Source organism: Microbacterium suaedae (assembly GCF_003254645.1).
Classification (GTDB): domain Bacteria; phylum Actinomycetota; class Actinomycetes; order Actinomycetales; family Microbacteriaceae; genus Microbacterium; species Microbacterium suaedae.
The window spans coordinates 1,262,060-1,277,285 of record NZ_PNFD01000001.1; the positions used below are offsets into that span (position 1 = coordinate 1,262,060).

The 15,226-nt window shown below is 70.2% G+C and carries 13 protein-coding genes; 6 read left to right on the forward strand and 7 right to left on the reverse strand.

The window, feature by feature from the left end:
- Nucleotides 1–19: 19 nt before the first annotated feature.
- A complete protein-coding gene (locus tag C0012_RS05595; protein WP_110590092.1) occupies nucleotides 20–856 on the reverse strand; it encodes a TIGR03620 family F420-dependent LLM class oxidoreductase in 837 nt (278 codons plus the stop codon).
- A gap of 305 nt (nucleotides 857–1,161) precedes the next feature.
- On the reverse strand, nucleotides 1,162–2,250 hold the full coding sequence (locus C0012_RS05600) for an enoyl-CoA hydratase/isomerase family protein (RefSeq protein ID WP_198411063.1): 1,089 nt from the start codon (nucleotides 2,248–2,250) through the stop codon (nucleotides 1,162–1,164).
- An 88-nt stretch (nucleotides 2,251–2,338) separates the two neighbouring features.
- Here C0012_RS05600 and C0012_RS15395 point away from each other — a divergent pair, with 88 nt between their 5' ends.
- A complete protein-coding gene (locus C0012_RS15395; RefSeq protein ID WP_162621935.1) occupies nucleotides 2,339–3,946 on the forward strand; it encodes an ATP-binding cassette domain-containing protein in 1,608 nt (535 codons plus the stop codon).
- Between the two features lie 103 nt (nucleotides 3,947–4,049).
- On the opposite strand, the gene C0012_RS05615 is transcribed toward C0012_RS15395, so the two are convergent.
- Complete coding sequence (locus tag C0012_RS05615) at nucleotides 4,050–4,433, reverse strand: hypothetical protein (RefSeq protein ID WP_110590094.1); 384 nt, start codon at nucleotides 4,431–4,433, stop codon at nucleotides 4,050–4,052.
- A gap of 187 nt (nucleotides 4,434–4,620) precedes the next feature.
- Between C0012_RS05615 and cofG the strand changes: the two genes are divergently transcribed.
- From cofG to C0012_RS05640, 5 genes are read left to right on the forward strand one after another with little or no spacing between them, the layout of a single operon-like run.
- Nucleotides 4,621–6,948, forward strand: coding sequence for a 7,8-didemethyl-8-hydroxy-5-deazariboflavin synthase CofG (gene cofG, locus C0012_RS05620; RefSeq protein ID WP_110590095.1), 2,328 nt, complete (start codon nucleotides 4,621–4,623; stop codon nucleotides 6,946–6,948).
- Nucleotides 6,945–8,549: a flavin-containing monooxygenase gene (locus C0012_RS05625; RefSeq protein WP_110590096.1), complete on the forward strand. Its 1,605-nt coding sequence runs from the start codon at nucleotides 6,945–6,947 to the stop codon at nucleotides 8,547–8,549. Before cofG ends, C0012_RS05625 begins: the two co-directional genes overlap by 4 nt.
- The gene (gene fgd, locus C0012_RS05630; RefSeq protein WP_110590097.1) at nucleotides 8,546–9,559 is read left to right on the forward strand and encodes a glucose-6-phosphate dehydrogenase (coenzyme-F420); all 1,014 of its coding nucleotides are present in this window, start codon (nucleotides 8,546–8,548) and stop codon (nucleotides 9,557–9,559) included. Before C0012_RS05625 ends, fgd begins: the two co-directional genes overlap by 4 nt.
- Nucleotides 9,556–10,173: a 2-phospho-L-lactate guanylyltransferase gene (gene cofC, locus C0012_RS05635; RefSeq protein ID WP_110590098.1), complete on the forward strand. Its 618-nt coding sequence runs from the start codon at nucleotides 9,556–9,558 to the stop codon at nucleotides 10,171–10,173. Before fgd ends, cofC begins: the two co-directional genes overlap by 4 nt.
- Before the next feature lie 60 nt (nucleotides 10,174–10,233).
- Nucleotides 10,234–10,740, forward strand: a complete 507-nt coding sequence (locus tag C0012_RS05640; protein ID WP_110590099.1) for a methylated-DNA--[protein]-cysteine S-methyltransferase — start codon at nucleotides 10,234–10,236, stop codon at nucleotides 10,738–10,740.
- Nucleotides 10,741–10,756: 16 nt separating this feature from the next.
- On the opposite strand, the gene C0012_RS05645 is transcribed toward C0012_RS05640, so the two are convergent.
- The 4 genes from C0012_RS05645 to C0012_RS05660 form a co-directional block, all read right to left on the reverse strand.
- Entirely contained in the window at nucleotides 10,757–11,782 is a 1,026-nt protein-coding gene (locus C0012_RS05645) for an LLM class flavin-dependent oxidoreductase (protein WP_110590100.1), read from the reverse strand.
- Nucleotides 11,783–11,856: 74 nt separating this feature from the next.
- Nucleotides 11,857–12,720, reverse strand: a complete 864-nt coding sequence (locus C0012_RS05650) for an LLM class flavin-dependent oxidoreductase (RefSeq protein WP_110590101.1) — start codon at nucleotides 12,718–12,720, stop codon at nucleotides 11,857–11,859.
- Nucleotides 12,721–12,839: 119 nt separating this feature from the next.
- Nucleotides 12,840–13,820, reverse strand: coding sequence for an alcohol dehydrogenase catalytic domain-containing protein (locus tag C0012_RS05655; protein ID WP_110590102.1), 981 nt, complete (start codon nucleotides 13,818–13,820; stop codon nucleotides 12,840–12,842).
- Nucleotides 13,817–15,205, reverse strand: a complete 1,389-nt coding sequence (locus C0012_RS05660; RefSeq protein ID WP_198411064.1) for an MFS transporter — start codon at nucleotides 15,203–15,205, stop codon at nucleotides 13,817–13,819. The genes C0012_RS05655 and C0012_RS05660 overlap by 4 nt, the downstream gene beginning before the upstream one ends.
- Nucleotides 15,206–15,226: the final 21 nt, after the last annotated feature.

Sequence of the window (15,226 nt, forward strand, 5' to 3'; positions counted from 1 at the left end):
TCCGTCCGGCGCCTGAGCGTCACTCCTGGGTGAGGCCGAGGGTGTCGGCGACGCGCTCGAGGTCGCCGAGGGCGTCCTCGCCGATCGGCTGCACGCTCACGTGATCCGCGCCCGCCGCAAGGTGCGACTCGATGCCCGCGACGGCCGCAGCGGCATCGGGGTTCGCCGCGACGAGATCGACGAGCGCGTCGGAACCGCCGTCGTCGAACGCCGCCTCGTCGGTTCCGAAGCGCTTCAGCGCGTTCACGTAGTTCTCGAGGCGGAAGTACCGCGCGAGGTAGTCCCGCGCGACCGCGCGGGCCGATGCGGCGTCCCGGCCGAGCGACACCTTCAGTTCGGGGGCGAGCAGGGCGTCGCCGACGATCCCCCGCGCGTGGGCCGTGTGCGCGGGCGTCGTCAGATACGGGTGCGCACCGATCGATCGATCGGCGGCCAGAGCGAGGGTCTTGTCGCCCAGCGCCGCGAGCAGACGCGCGTCGGCCGGGACACCCTCCGCATCGAACACGTCAAGGTAGTCCCGCAGCGCCGACAGCGGACCCACCCGGTGGGGCGTCGCCTCACGATGCCCCGAGCCGATGCCGACGACGAACCGTCCCGGGTGGTCGTCGGAGATCCGCAGATACGACGCGGCGACCTCCACGGGATCCGCCTGCCAGATATTGACGATCCCCGTCGCGACCATCACGTGCTCGGTTTCGTTGAGCACGGCCTCGACGCCCTCGAGCTCGGCGGCGGGCGACCCGCCGATCCAGAGCGTCTGATAGCCGAGTCGTTCGGCGACCGCCGCGGTTCCGGGTGTCCACCGCCCCTCCGGAAGCCACACACCGTAGGTTCCGAACTGCTGCCTGCTGACCATTGAAGCGCCTTCCCGGCCAAAAGCGGTCGTCCTTGGCGCACCACCCTACGCACAGAACGTGTCGGGCGGGTGGCGTGGGACGAAGAACGACGGGAGCAGGCGGACGGCGAAGCCGGATCCGCCAGACAGGCCCGCTGAATCAAGCCGCCCCTCTCGCCGCTCGATACAGGCGGACGGCGAAGCCGGATCCGCCAGACAGGCCCGCTGAATCAAGCCGCCCCTCTCGCCGCTCGATACAGGCGGACGGCGAAGCCGGATCCGCCGGACAGGCCCGCTGAATCGAGTCGCCCCTCTGGCGGCTCGATTCAGCCGAAGAGCAACCCGGGTGGTTCGTGCATGAACGCGCGGCCGACGACGTCGTCCGGGAGGTCCTCGAGCGTCGGCGGTGTCCAGCGCGGCGACGCACCGCGGTCGATCATCTGAGCGCGGATCCCCTCGGTCATGTCGGGTTGCGTGCGGACGAACCAGTTGACGAGTCGGAACTCCTGCTCGAGCGCACCGCGCAGGTGCGGCAGAGCGCGAGACGAGCGGATCGCGGCGAGCGTGACCGCGAGCGCCGTCGGCGGGCGTTCTTCGAGGGCCGCGAGCGCCGTGGCGGGGGATCGCTTCTCGTCGAGCCACCGGGGATCCGTCGATAGCTCGCGCAGCCGGTCGCGCACCTCCGCGACGGTGTCGCGGGCGAAGGCGTCGTCGATCCACGCGCGGGCGTCGAGGAGGGAACTCTCGTCCGGGGTCTCGTCGAAGAGCATGACGAGCTCGGTCGGCGTGGAGGGGTCTGCGCGGGTCTCGAGCGCGTCGCGCACGGCTTCGACGTCGTCGCGCCGAACGAGTTGATCGGCGAAGCCCGCATAGATGGCGTCGGCGGCGTCCATCGTGTCGCTCGTGAGGGCAAGGTATTCGCCGATCCGGCCCGGGGCGTGCGCGAGCAGCCAGGAACCGCCTGCGTCCGGCGTGAATCCGATGCGCGTCTCGGGCATCGCGAGCACGGACGTCTCGGTGACGAGGCGCACGGCGGCATGTCCGGTCAGGCCGATCCCGCCGCCCATCGTCACGCCGTCGGCGATCGTCACGATCGGCTTCGGATACTCCGCGATCGTGGCATTCAGCCGATACTCCGTGCGGAAGAACTCCTCGGCGAGGTTGATGTCACCTGCCGTGATCGCGCCGTGAAGGCGGCGAACGTCGCCGCCGGCGCAGAAGCCGCGCTCGCTCGTCGCGTCGATCAGCACGGTGTCGATGTCGGCGTCGTTCCGCCACCGTTCAAGCGCGGAGCCGATCGCGCGCAGCATCGAGGTGTCGACCGCGCCGAGCGACCGCGGCCGATCGATCGTGATGTGTCCGAGCGCGCTGTGCGTGCGGATGAGGATGCGCTCGTCGACGTCATTCGGGGTCACGCGGCCACGTTACCGGGCGCGGTTCCCACATCCATCAGGCGGTATCGGCAAGGATGTAGAGGAACGCATGTTTCTGAAGGAGGTGCGCGTGAGCGACGGCAAGGTGATCGAGTTCGCCGATGTGACGATGGTGTTCGGCGACGCTCCGGCTGTCGACGGGCTGACGGCCCGCGTCGACCCGGGTCGTGTCACGGCCTTCCTTGGGCCGAACGGCGCCGGAAAGACCACGACACTGCGGATCCTTCTCGGCGAGCTGCGCTCGACGCGCGGGCGCGCGACGATCGGCGGGACCGAGTATCAGCGCATCGTGCGCCCGGCCGCGTCGATCGGCGCCGTCATGTCGATCGCGCCTCTCGAGAAAGCGCGCCGAAAGACCGTCGTACGGCATCTGGCGAAGTCCGCCCGGCGTGTCGGCGTCGGCTCCGGGCGCGTGCGCGAGGTGTTGACGATCGTGGGTCTCGGCGAGATGGGCGATATGCGCATCGGCAGCCTCTCGCTCGGGATGAAGCATCGACTCGCGGTGGCGGAAGCCCTCCTCGGCGACCCGAGCGTGCTCGTGTTCGACGAACCTGCGAACGGCCTCGACCCGGAGGGGATCCGCTGGATCCGCCTGCTCATGCGGCGCTTCGCGGACGAAGGCCGCACGGTGCTCATGTCGTCGCATCTGCTCAGTGAGGTCCAGCAGGTCGCCGACTCGCTGATCGTGCTCAGCGAGGGGCGCCTGCTGTTCGAAGGTCCCATCGAACTGCTGAGCGAGACCGAGGGCGGGCTCGTGACCGTCGACGCCGACGACCGCGCGGCGCTCATCGCCGCGCTCGACGAGGCGGATCTCGACCACCGTGTCCTGCGGTCGGGTATCGCGATCGACGACACGACGACGGCCGAGATCGGTTCGCTCGCGGCTCGCGCCGGCATCGCACTGACGACGCTCACGCACCGCGGGCCGACGCTCGAAGATATCTACCTGCAGATCATCGACGGCACCTGGACCGCGCCCGCCCGCACCGCCGCCCTCGAGCCCGGGGCGCACTTCGCCGCCGGAGACGCCACGGGCGCCACGGATGGGGACGTTCTCGGCGACGCGGCGACCTCCGAGCCGTCGGACGAGACCGACGCGATCGCAGAGACCTCCGAGCCGTCGGACGAAACCGACGCGATCGCGGAGCTCTTCGACGACGACGGCGGTACCGAGGGGGACGACACCTCTCAGGCGGACGACGCCGCTGACGGCAATGAGGACGCCGCGAACGGTCATGCAGCGGGCGCGATCGCCGGCGCCGCGGCCCTTCCGGGGGCGGCCGGTCTCGCGAACCTTGCTCACGGGCTCCGCTCAGACGACGACGATCCTTCGGAGGACGAAGCGGACGAGGACGGCGACACCGCCACGGTGCCCGCGGAGAGCGCAGACGACGAAGCGGACGGTTCCTCCTCGAGTTTCCCGGCGGCCACGCTCTCTCCCGGGGTGGTGGCTGCGTTCGCCCGCGCAGACGAACTCGAACGCGATGCATCCGACATCGAGGCGGGGATCGTCGCCGACGAGGCGCGGGTCGCCGACGACGACTGGGAAGCCCAGCTGCGCGCGATGTTCGACGACGAGGCGGCAGCGCCTCCCGCCGCGGCGAGTACGACGATGGCGGCATTCCCCGCCGCGAGCTTCGAGATCCCGGAAGGCGACGCGGAGGGCGACGCGGCCTGAGGCGGCTGAGTTTTCCACAGCCCCGACGAGCACGTTCTCCACAGGCCCCTGATATCGCAGACATCAGCCCTGCGCTCATGACTAGGCCGTGACGACGCTGCCGTCAGTCGAGCTGCGCGACATCGCCGGTGTCGCGGCCCTCACGCTGCAGCGCCTTCACGAGGCCCACTCCGTGTCGCGTCGTGAGCACGATCCGCTCGAACTCGCCGTCGCCCTCGAGGTCGATGACGACGCCCGGACGCCCCTCCCGCACGGCGGCGAAGTCATCGCCGAAGACCGAACGCCACGTGCCGTAGGCGACGCGCCCCGGCACGTGCGTGCCCGGCGCGCGCACGCCGCGCAGCCAGGTGAAGGGTTCTTCCGTCAGCTGCACCTTCGCGATGAGAGATCGGTCGACGCGCACGCTCTCTGCGCGGCGGGCGAGCGCACGCTCGAGGGGTGCGAGCTGTACCTCGAGCGTGTCGGAGTCCACGAGCAGCCTGACCATGGACACCATCCTGTCACTCCGTCGATGCGATCAGGCCCCCGGCGGGCACGCACTCACCGATCGGTGTCTGGATCTCCGTCGAGCTGAGTCCCGCGATGACGACTGTGGCCGTCACTTCTCCCTCCTCTTCCGCCGGGCTGTGCCCTGGTCGGTCCACCCGTGGCATTTCAGTGGAAGACTTGACGCGATGACCCTGGTGGATCCGTCTCCTCTCACAGACGCACTCGCACGCGCCGCGCACGGCGAGCGCCTCGATGTCGACGACGCCGAGTTGCTCCTGCACGCGACGGGCGACGACCTCGACCGCGTACTCGAACTCGCCGCGCGCACGCGCGACGACGGGCTCGTCCGGGCGGGCCGGGACGGCGTCATCACCTACTCACGCAAGGTGTTCGTCCCCCTGACGACGCTGTGCCGCGACCGCTGTCACTACTGCGTGTTCGTCGACACCCCCGGACAGCTGCTCGCGAAGCGCAAGCCCGCGTACATGAGTGCCGCGCAGGTCCTCGCCGTCGCCCGGCAGGGGCAGGCGATGGGCTGCAAGGAGGCGCTCCTCACTCTCGGCGATCGCCCGGAGGATCGCTGGCCCGAGGCACGCGCCTGGCTCGACGAGAACGGATACGCCTCCACGCTCGACTACGTCGGTGCCATGGCACGCCTCATCCGCGAGGAGACGGGCCTGCTCCCCCATCTCAATCCCGGCGTGATGCGTCCCGACGAGCTCGCGCGGCTGCGCGAGGTCGCCCCGTCGATGGGCGTCATGCTCGAGACGACGTCGCGCGCGCTGTACGAGAACCGCGGCGAGGTGCACTACGGATCCCCCGACAAGGATCCGGATGTGCGGCTGAAGCTCCTCGACGACGCGGGCCGGGCGCGGATCCCCTTCACGACGGGGATCCTCATCGGCATCGGAGAGACGCCGCGCGACCGCGCCGAATCGATGATCGCCCTCCGCGACGTGCACGAGCGGCACGGGCACCTGCAGGAGATCATCGTCCAGAACTTCCGGGCGAAGCCGCGCACGGCGATGCAGAACGCGCCGGATGCGCAGCTGCTCGAGTACGTCGCGGCCGTCGCCGTGACGCGTCTCGTCTTCGGGCCCGATATGCGGGTGCAGGTTCCGCCGAATCTGCAGGACGTCGTCGAGCTCGAGCTCCTCGCGCGCGCGGGCGCCGACGATTGGGGCGGGGTGTCGCCGCTCACGGCCGACCATGTGAATCCCGAGCGCCCGTGGCCGCACCTCGACGATCTCGCGGCGCGCACCTCCGAGCTCGGCTTCGAACTGCGCGAGCGCCTGACGGCGCACCCCGAGTTCCTCGGCGATGACTGGATCGACCCGGTCCTGCGCAGCGCCGTCGACGCACTCCGCGAGCCGGATTCGGGCCTCGCCCGCGAGAACGCGATCCCCGAGGGCACCGCGCAGCACGACGTCGCCGACGAGGAGCTCGGCGACCACACGCCCACGCTCAGCGCTCCGGGCGGCCTCATCGCGGCCGTGATCGAGCGGGCGGCGCAGGATCCGGGCTCCCTCGAGGACGACGAATGGATCCGCCTGCTCACGGCGACGGGCGACGAGCTCGAAGCTGTCGTGCAGACGGCCGACGACGTGCGCCGCTACACGATCGGCGAGGCGGTGAGCATTGTCGACAACCGCAACATCGCTTCGACTCTTTTCGGCTCGGCGAATCCCGGCGGCTTCGACCTCGCGCAGCTCGCGGACATGGCACGCGACGCCGCCGATCTCGGCCTCACCGAGATCTGCGTGCAGGGCCTCGTCCCCACGTCCCCGGAGGGCTACCTCGACATCGCGCGCACGATCCGCGGCGCGGCTCCCGGGATCCACCTGCACGCCTTCCGTCCGCAGGACGTCGTCGACCTCGCCGACCGCGCGGGCCTCGGCCTCGATGGCGCGCTCGATGCCCTCCGCGAGGCCGGCGTCGACACCATTCCCGGCACGGGCGTGAAGATCCTCAGCGAGCGGGTGCGCCGGGAAGTCGCCCCCTCCGATCTCGAGATCGACCGCTGGACCTCGACGATCACGGCCGCGCATCGTGCGGGTTTCTCGTCGACGTCCGTGCTGTTCTACGGGCACGTCGAGACGGCATCCGAGCGCATCGCCCACCTGCGCGAGCTGATCCGCATCCAGAGGGCGACGGGCGGATTCTCCGAGTTCGTGCCCATCCCGATGCCCGGCTGGGGTCGCCCGCTCGTCGACGGGCGCAGCGAGCTCGACGAGCATCGCGCGATGGTCGCCGTCTCGCGCCTCCTCCTGACCGGCATCATCCCCCACATCCAACTGCCGTGGACACGCCACGGCCGCGCGACGACCGCCCAGCTTCTGCGCGCGGGCGGCGACGACCTCGGCGGCACGCTGCGCGACGGTCGGGTCGGGCCGTTGAGCGGCGTCGAGGCCGGTCAGGAGCTGCCGCTCGACGATGCACGCGCCCTCGTGAAGCCGCTGTTCCGCCCCCTCCGACAGCGCACCACGACGTACGGCGAGGTGTCTGGCGCATGACCCTCCGCGTGGACGCCGTCATCGTCGGCGCCGGATTCGCCGGCATCGCGCAGGCCCTCGCTCTGCGTGAGGCGGGCGTCGAGTCGTTCGTGATCCTCGAGCGCGCCGCTCGCGTGGGCGGAACCTGGCGCGACAACACCTACCCCGGGATCGCGTGCGATGTGCCGTCGCACCTCTACGGTCTCGAAAGCCACCCGTGGCCACACTGGTCGCGCGTGTTCGCGCCCGGCGGCGAGATCCAGGCCTATCTCGAGCGCATCGTCGCGGAAGAGGGGCTCGAACCGCACCTCCTGCTCGGCACCGCCCTCGCCGATGCCCACTGGGACGGCTCCGCCTGGCGCATCGCCACCAGTGCGGCCCCGCGCGGCCCCAGCACCCCCCTGCACAACGACGCCAATTCTGTGCAGGAACGCCCCCAACCCGGCGTGTCGGGAACCGCCGGCGAAGAATTGGCGTCGTCGTGCAGCGGGGAGATCGTCGCCGAGCACCTGGTCCTCGCCGCGGGGCGCCTCACGGAGCCCCGGATCCCCGATGTCCCCGGCCTCGGCACGTTCAGCGGCCCCCTGTTCCACTCGTCGCGCTGGGACCACGCCGCAGCTCCCCACCACGACCTCGCGGGCCGGCGCATCGCAGTCGTCGGCACCGGCGCCACGGCGATCCAGCTTGTCCCCGAGCTCGCCCGCCGCGGAGCGCAGGTCACCCTCTTCCAGCGCACGCCCGCGTGGATCGTGCCGCGCGGCGATCACCCCGTCGACGCCGCCGACCGGCACCGTTTCCAGGAGGACCCTTCGGCCCTCGCAGCCCACCGCGCGCGCCTCTATGACGAGGGCGAGGCGCGATTCGCGTCGCGCTCCGGCGACGAGGTGGCGGCCGCTGAGATGCGCCGGGTCGCACTCGATCACCTCGCCCGCCAGGTGCCGGATCCCGAACTGCGCCGCACACTCACGCCCGGCTACGCGTTCGGATGCAAACGCGTGCTGCTGAGCGACGACTTCTACCCGGCGATCGCGAGCGGAGCGGTCTCGTTCGAGCCGTCGGCGCTCGCGGAGGTGCGCGGATCCGTGCTCGTCGCCGACTCGGGCGCGCAGTACTCGGCCGACATGATCGTGCTCGCCACGGGGTTCGAGGCAACCCGCCAGCCGTACGCTCACCTCGTCACGGGCGAGCGGGGCGGCACGCTCGACGCGCACTGGTCGCAGGGGATGACGGCGGTCGCCTCGACCCTCGTCGCGGGGTTCCCGAACCTGTTCGTGCTCAACGGGCCGAACGCCTCGCTGGGGCACAACTCGTCGGTCCTGCTGTCCGAGGCACAGGCCGAGTTCGCAGCCGCGCTCATCGCCGAGAGGGCGGCAGCCCCTTTCGCCTTTCCCGGCCCCGTTCGCGTCACGGACGAGGCCGAACGAGCGTCGACGCGGGAGATCGCCGAGCGCGCGGCGTCGACACCGTGGCTGACGGGCGGCTGCGGCAACTGGTACGTTGACGAGCGCAGCGGCAGGCTCACTCTGCTCTGGCCCGGTACCGTCGCCGACTTCCGCGCGCGTCTCGCGCACGCACGCCCCGCCGGGGCGCCTGCCCTCCAGAACGAAGGAGTCACCACATGACCGTCCCCTTCCGCTTCGGATACAAGGCCTCCGCCGAGCAGTTCGCCCCACGCGAGCTGCTCGACTACGCGGTCGGAGCCGAGGAGAACGGTTTCGACTCGGTCTTCCTCAGCGACCACCTGCAGCCGTGGATGCATGAGGGCGGGCACGCGCCGGCGGCGCTGCCGTGGCTGGGATCCGTCGGCGAGGCGACGAAGCGCGTGCTGCTCGGCACGTCGGTCCTGACGCCCACGTTCCGCTACCACCCGGGCGTCATCGCGCAGGCATTCGGCACTCTCGGTTCCCTCTACCCGGGACGGATGATTCTCGGCGTCGGAACGGGCGAGGCGCTCAACGAGGTCACTCTCGGTCAGACCTGGCCGGATCCCCCCGAGCGCTTCCAGCGCATGAAGGAGGCGATCCTCATGATCCGTGAGCTGTGGCGCAGCGAGCGCGTGACCTACGACGGCACGTACTACTCCGTGAACAACGCGACGATCTACGACCGCCCCGAACAGGAGGTGCCGATCTACATCGGCGCGTCCGGCCCTGCGGCGACGCGTCTGGCGGGTCGCATGGCGGATGGCTGGATCACGACGAGCGGCAAGGCTAGCGAGCTGTACACCGACAAGCTCATCCCCGCCTTCGACGAGGGGATCGCGAAGGCAGGCCGCGACAAGGGCGACGTCGACCGCATGCTCGAGGTGAAGGTGTCGTTCCGCCCCGACCGTCAGAAGGCGCTCGAGAACACGCGATTCTGGGCGCCCCTCGCGCTGACGCCCGAGGAGAAGATGGGCACCTCCGACCCGATCGAGATGCAGCGCCTCGCCGAGCAGCTGCCGACCGAGCGCGCCGCGAGCCGCTTCATCGTGTCGGACGATCCGGACGAGCACGTCGCCGAGATCCAGAAGTACCTCGATCTCGGCTTCACGCACCTCGTCTTCCACGACCCGGGGCACGACCAGGCAGAGTTCCTCGAGCTCTACGGTCGCGAAGTCCTCTCGAAACTGCGCGCTAAGGTGGCCTCGTGAAGTGGTCCGTCGTCGTCCCCGTCAAGACAACCGCGTCCGGGAAGTCCCGGCTCGAGCTGCCCGACGCGGATCGCCCGCAGCTTGCGCTGGCGATCGCCCTCGACACGATCGATGCAGCGGCATGCGCCGACGCCGTCGGTGAGGTCATCGTCGTGACGGGAGACGCGGATGTGCAGGCTGGCGTCGAGCAGATCGACGGCGCCCGGTGGATCTCCGATCCCGGAATGGGCCTCAACGGTGCCGCACGCGCCGGCCTCGAGCGCGCGGAGCATGACGCCCGCGCCGCGATGCTCGGTGATCTGCCCGCGTTGAAGAGCATCGACCTCGACCGCGCCCTGCTCCGGGCGACGGCGGAGGAACGCGGCGTCGTCGCCGACACAGAGGGGATCGGATCCGTCCTCCTCACCTGGCGCGAGCCCTCCGTCTTCGATCCGCGATTCGGCTCCGGATCGGCGCAGCAGCACGTCGAGGCGGGCCACGTTCTGCTGGACGTGCCCGCGACGTCGACGCTGCGCCGCGATGTCGACACGGCCGAGCAGCTGCGCGATGCCTCGCATCTCGGGCTCGGTCCTCGCACGAGCACCCTCCTCGAGGCCGCGCTCGGCGCGGCCTGACCGCAGTCGTCCGGCAGGCGCGACGATGATGGCTGAGCGACGGCCCTCCCGGGGCTTCGCGTGACGTACCGGTACACCGTGACGGCCACGCCGATCGGCGCCGCCGTCGCGGTGTTCGGCGAGGACGATCGGATCCTCGCCCTCGGCACCGCGGAGGACCCGCTGTGGGTCGTCGAGGGCGTCGCTCGCGAGCTGCGGCGCGAGCTCGCGGCGTCGCACGACGACATCGCGGGGCTCGGCGCGCAGCTGACCGAGTACTTCGGCGGACGCCTACAGCGCTTCGACGTCGAGATCGATTGGCGCCTCTCCCCCGGATTCGCGGGCGACGCCCTGCGCGCTGTGCGTGACATCTCGTATGGCGAGACGGCGAGCTACGGCGAGATCGCCGACCGTGCCGGACGCCCGCGGGCCGCCCGGGCGGTCGGCACGGCCTGCCGCTTCACGCCGCTCACCCTCGTCGTGCCGGTGCACCGCGTGATCCGCTCCGACGGAAGTCTCGGCGAGTTCGGCGGCCGCGAGGACGTCAAACGCCAGCTCATCGAACTCGAAGGCGGATCGGTGCGCTGACGGGACCCCTGCGCCCTCAGCTCAGCAGATCCCGGACCATCGGGACGACCTTCGTACCGTAGAGCTCGATCGAGCGGGTCAGTTCGCCGTGGCTCACCTGCGACTGGTCGTACTTGAGGTCGAAGCGGTCGACGCCGAGCGTGCGGACGGTCGCTGCGATCTTGCGTGCAACCGTCTCGGGACCGCCGATGTAGAGCGCACCGCCGTCGATCTCCCGTTCGAAGTCGCCCACCTGCGGGGGCGCCCAGCCCCGTTCGCGGCCCATCCGTGTGCGCATCGCGATCCATCCGCTCCGCGCGATCTCGCGGGCGCGTTCGTCGGTTTCGGCGACCAGGCCGGGCGAGTGCACGGCGATCGGCTGATGCGCGACACCGAACTCGTCCTGCGCGCGATGAAAGAGATCGACGTACGGCGCGAAGCGCGCCGCGGGGCCTCCGATGATCGCGAGGAACAGGCCGAAGCCGTGCCGTGCGGTGCGGACGACGGATTCCGGGCTGCCACCGACGCCCACCCACGCACGCAGGCCGTCGGCTGTGGTGGGGAAGACGCGCTGTTCTGTGAGAGCGGCGCGGGTACTGCCGCTCCACGTCACGGGCTCCTCCGTCAGCAGGCGAGAGAGAAGCTCCAGCTTCTCTTCGAACAGCACCTCGTACTGGGAGAGGTCATAGCCGAACAGCGGGAACGACTCGGTGAACGAGCCCCGGCCGGCGACGATCTCCGCCCGCCCGCGAGAGACGGCGTCGAGGGTCGCGAATCGCTGGAACACGCGCACGGGGTCGTCGGAGCTCAGGACCGTGACGGCCGATCCGAGTCGGATCCGCTCGGTCCGCGATGCGATCGCGGCGAGCACCATCTCGGGGCTGGAGACGGCGAAGTCGGGGCGGTGATGCTCGCCGATCCCGAAGAAGTCGATCCCGGTCTCATCGGCGAGGATCGCGTCATCCACGAGATCGCGGATCACCTGCGGATGCGCGAGCGGTGAGCCGTCGGCGCCGAGCGTCACGCCGCCGAAGGTGTCGAGTCCGAGTTCGAGTGTCGTCATGTCATGCTCAACCTCTCACCCTGTGGATTCATTCCAATGCATACAGATCGGCGCGATTCCGAACGGCGACCCCGTCACACCGACGGCGGCCCCTGACAGGCGCGCTCGATCAGCCACTCGTGCGTCACCGTCGCCGGGTCCCACCACGACTCCATCCACCACGTCACGCCCGCGGCCTCGGCGGCGCGGACCTGCTCGGCCGCAACGTCGGGGTCGGTATCGAGACGCCCCTGCAGGACGATGTCGAACGGCCCCGCCGCGTCATCGCGGTGCTCGGCGATCCAACGGCTCAGCGCCGCGATGTCGTCTGGGCCCGGCTCGGCGCCCTCCGGCGAGTCACCGCGCACCTGCGGCACGATTCCGTCCCACCGCAGCGCGCGGTCGAGGCTGCGCCGCGGCGGGCGCTCAGCATCCCACACCCCGACAGGCCACACGGGGATCCGCCCATTCACGGGCGCCTGCGGGAACTGAAAATCGCCGGTCGCGATGCGCGCACCCTCGAACGCGAAGGTCTCCGTCGACCACGATCGTTCGATCCACGCAAGCACATCGTCGAGAAGCCGCGCGCGGTCGCGAAGCTCTTCGGGCTGTTCGGGAACCGAGGTGAAAGCGCGATCGATCGGTACTCCCATCCCTACAGGCAAGACAAGCCGACCGCCCGAGAGATGGTCGACCGTGAGCACCTGCTGCGCGAGTTCCCATGGCCGCCTTCGCGGCGCGGCGAACACCATCGCTCCCAGCGTGATGCGCTCGGTGACGGCCGCGATCGCACCGAGCAAGGCGAATGGATCCCATGTGGGTCCGGCGTCGAACTCCCCCGCGTCGAGGCTCACCCCATCCCACGTGAAGAAGCCGTCCCACCCGTGCTCTTCGCACGCACGAGCGAGCCGAAGCTGCTGCGTGGGACTGCCGTAGCTTCCGATGAATCCGTATCTCATACGGCCGACGCTACGCGCGACCTCCGACATTCGGAGCGGCGACGCCGCGTGACGACCGGAGGAACTTCCCAGGCCACGCCCTCCTGCACATGCGGAGACCGGGCGGGAACTCGCACCGGTCACGGAACCAGCACAATCTTCCCCCGCTGTCGTCGCCGCTCGAGCCTCACGTGAGCCTCGGAGGCGCGCTCGAGCGGATACTCGTCGACGACCGGTTCGACTCGTCGCTCAGCTACGGCTGCGAGCGCGCGGGCCTCGAGCTCCCGCAGCTGCGGCAACGGCCTGCCGAGGGGAACGCCCACCGTCAGCGATCGACCGACGATGTCGTCGGTGTCGAGCTGGAGGGCGTCGCCGCTCGACCACCCGATGATCACGACCCGGCCGCCGCGACCCAGCGTCTCGAGTGCCGCGCGGGCCGTCGTGCCGCCGACGCCGTCGATCAGCAGCGATGGTTCGCGCTCTCCGAGCAGTCCGTCCATCTGCGATGGCCAGGAGTCATCCATGGCATCCAGCGCAAAGAATCTCTCGCGATCCGATGCCAGCCCTTCCACAATCGCGCGCTTCCGCACGCCGCCGTAGAGGGCGACGACCGTGGCTCCGCTCGAAAGAACGAGGTGCACGAGGTGACTTCCGAGGCCCCCCGAGGCCCCCGGGACGATGACGACGTCTGTTGCCTGCAAGCGCGCCTCGTCCAGCACGTACTGCGCGGTGCGACCCGTGCCGATCGACGCAACGGCGTGGGGGAATGTCACGTCGTCGGGCACGATGTGCAGCGCGGCGACCGGTACCAGCGCGTACTCAGCGTAGCCGCCGTTCAGGAAACCGACGTGGGCCACCACTCGTACACCGATGAGAGTCTTGTCGACGCCAGGGCCGACCGCATCCACCCTTCCTGCCACCTCACGACCGGGTGTCATGGGAAGCGGCGGTCGCGGCATCGACGGCGGGACATCCCCTGCGCGGATGTTCACGTCGACCGCGTGGACGCCAGCGGCCTCGACCCGCACGCGCACCTGCCCGTCGGCAGGTGCGGGAAGATCCACCTCCTCGACGACGAGCACCTGCGGCCCGCCGAACTCGCGCTGGATGACCGCCCTCATGCCGCCACCTCCGCACGGGCGCTGGGATGGGAGACCCGTGGCACCAGGATGACCGCCGCTACGGCGATCACGGCGGACAGGGAGAACACGGCGGTGAAAGGATCCGTGGTCGTCGCCAGAGCGGCGAACAGTGTCCCGGCGACGGCCAACACCATCGCACTGCCGAATGAGTCGGCGACCGTCAGTGCAGAACTGTTGAACCCGTGCTCCTCGGGTGTCGACAGCGCCAGCGTCAGCGCGCTGATTCTGGGGATCATGAGTCCCATGCCCGCACCGGCGATGATCCATGTCACGGCGATGACCAGCGCACCCGACTGGAGAACGGTCGTCGCCAGCACCGCCGCGATGCCGACCAGGACGAACGCCGTTCCGATCCGCAAGGCGGTCATGTTCGGCAGTCGAGCACCCAGCCATCCCTGTACGGTCGACGCGATCGACCATGCGAGAGCGCCGCCCGTCAGAGCCAGACCCGCGACGGTCGGCGTCAGCGCGTACCGGTCGGTGAGCAGGTAGGGCAGGTACACCTGCGTGCCGATGAAGGCGCCGGCCGCGAGTCCGCGCACGAGGATGACCGTTGGCAGGCCCCTTCGCGCGCGCAGCACACCCCTCGGCGCCAGCGGTCGCACCGCGATCAATGCGACGACCACGGCCGCGACGGCGAGCACCGGTCCGGTCCCCGGAACGTCGCCGACCAGGTTCAGAGCGAGCACGGCGAGCGCAGCGAGCACGGCCCACCCCAGCCGTCCGAATGCCCACGGAGCTGAGACGTCTCCACCGGACAGGCCGCGAAGCGCCGGCACCACCATGAGAAGCGCGGCGAGAGAGAGCACGACGACGCCGAGGAACACCCAGTGCCAGCTCCACACGTCGGTGACGACCGCGGCGACGGTCGGTCCGATCAGAGACGGCACGACCCACGCCGCGGCGAACCCGGCGAAGATCGCCGGATGCCTTTTCTGTGGATATACGCGAGCGACGACGACGTAGAGTGCGACGATCATCCCTCCACTACCCAGCCCCTGCACGAAGCGCCCCGCGACGAACGCCTCCATGCTCGGCGCGAGCCCGGCGATGAGCAGGCCGGCCACGAACGCGGCGACTGCCGTGTGCAGCGGCGCCGTGGGTCCGCGGCGATCCGCCCAGTTCCCCGCGGCGACCATTCCGATGACTCCGGTGGCCAGGGGCCCTGCGAATGCGAGGGCATAGAGGCGTTGGCCGCCGAGATCGGCGCTCACCACCGGCATCACCGTCGTCACCGCCAGCGATTCGAAGGCTCCGAGGAACACGAGAGCGCACGCGCCGATCGTGACCCAGAGGTACATGCCGCTCATGATTCCCGGTGCGTCGGGCTCGGGTGTCCGTACCTCTCCTGTTTCCGTTGTCATACGGATCACGCTAGAACCTCA

Coding starts and splice junctions, on each gene's coding strand:
- C0012_RS05595 (WP_110590092.1), bottom strand. CDS start 856: ATGGTCAGCAGGCAGCAGTTCGGAACCTACGGTGTGTGGCTTCCGGAG.
- C0012_RS05615 (WP_110590094.1), bottom strand. CDS start 4,433: ATGGTCAGGCTGCTCGTGGACTCCGACACGCTCGAGGTACAGCTCGCA.
- cofG (WP_110590095.1), top strand. CDS start 4,621: ATGACCCTGGTGGATCCGTCTCCTCTCACAGACGCACTCGCACGCGCC.
- C0012_RS05625 (WP_110590096.1), top strand. CDS start 6,945: ATGACCCTCCGCGTGGACGCCGTCATCGTCGGCGCCGGATTCGCCGGC.
- fgd (WP_110590097.1), top strand. CDS start 8,546: ATGACCGTCCCCTTCCGCTTCGGATACAAGGCCTCCGCCGAGCAGTTC.
- C0012_RS05645 (WP_110590100.1), bottom strand. CDS start 11,782: ATGACGACACTCGAACTCGGACTCGACACCTTCGGCGGCGTGACGCTC.
- C0012_RS05650 (WP_110590101.1), bottom strand. CDS start 12,720: ATGAGATACGGATTCATCGGAAGCTACGGCAGTCCCACGCAGCAGCTT.
- C0012_RS05655 (WP_110590102.1), bottom strand. CDS start 13,820: ATGAGGGCGGTCATCCAGCGCGAGTTCGGCGGGCCGCAGGTGCTCGTC.
- C0012_RS05660 (WP_198411064.1), bottom strand. CDS start 15,205: ATGACAACGGAAACAGGAGAGGTACGGACACCCGAGCCCGACGCACCG.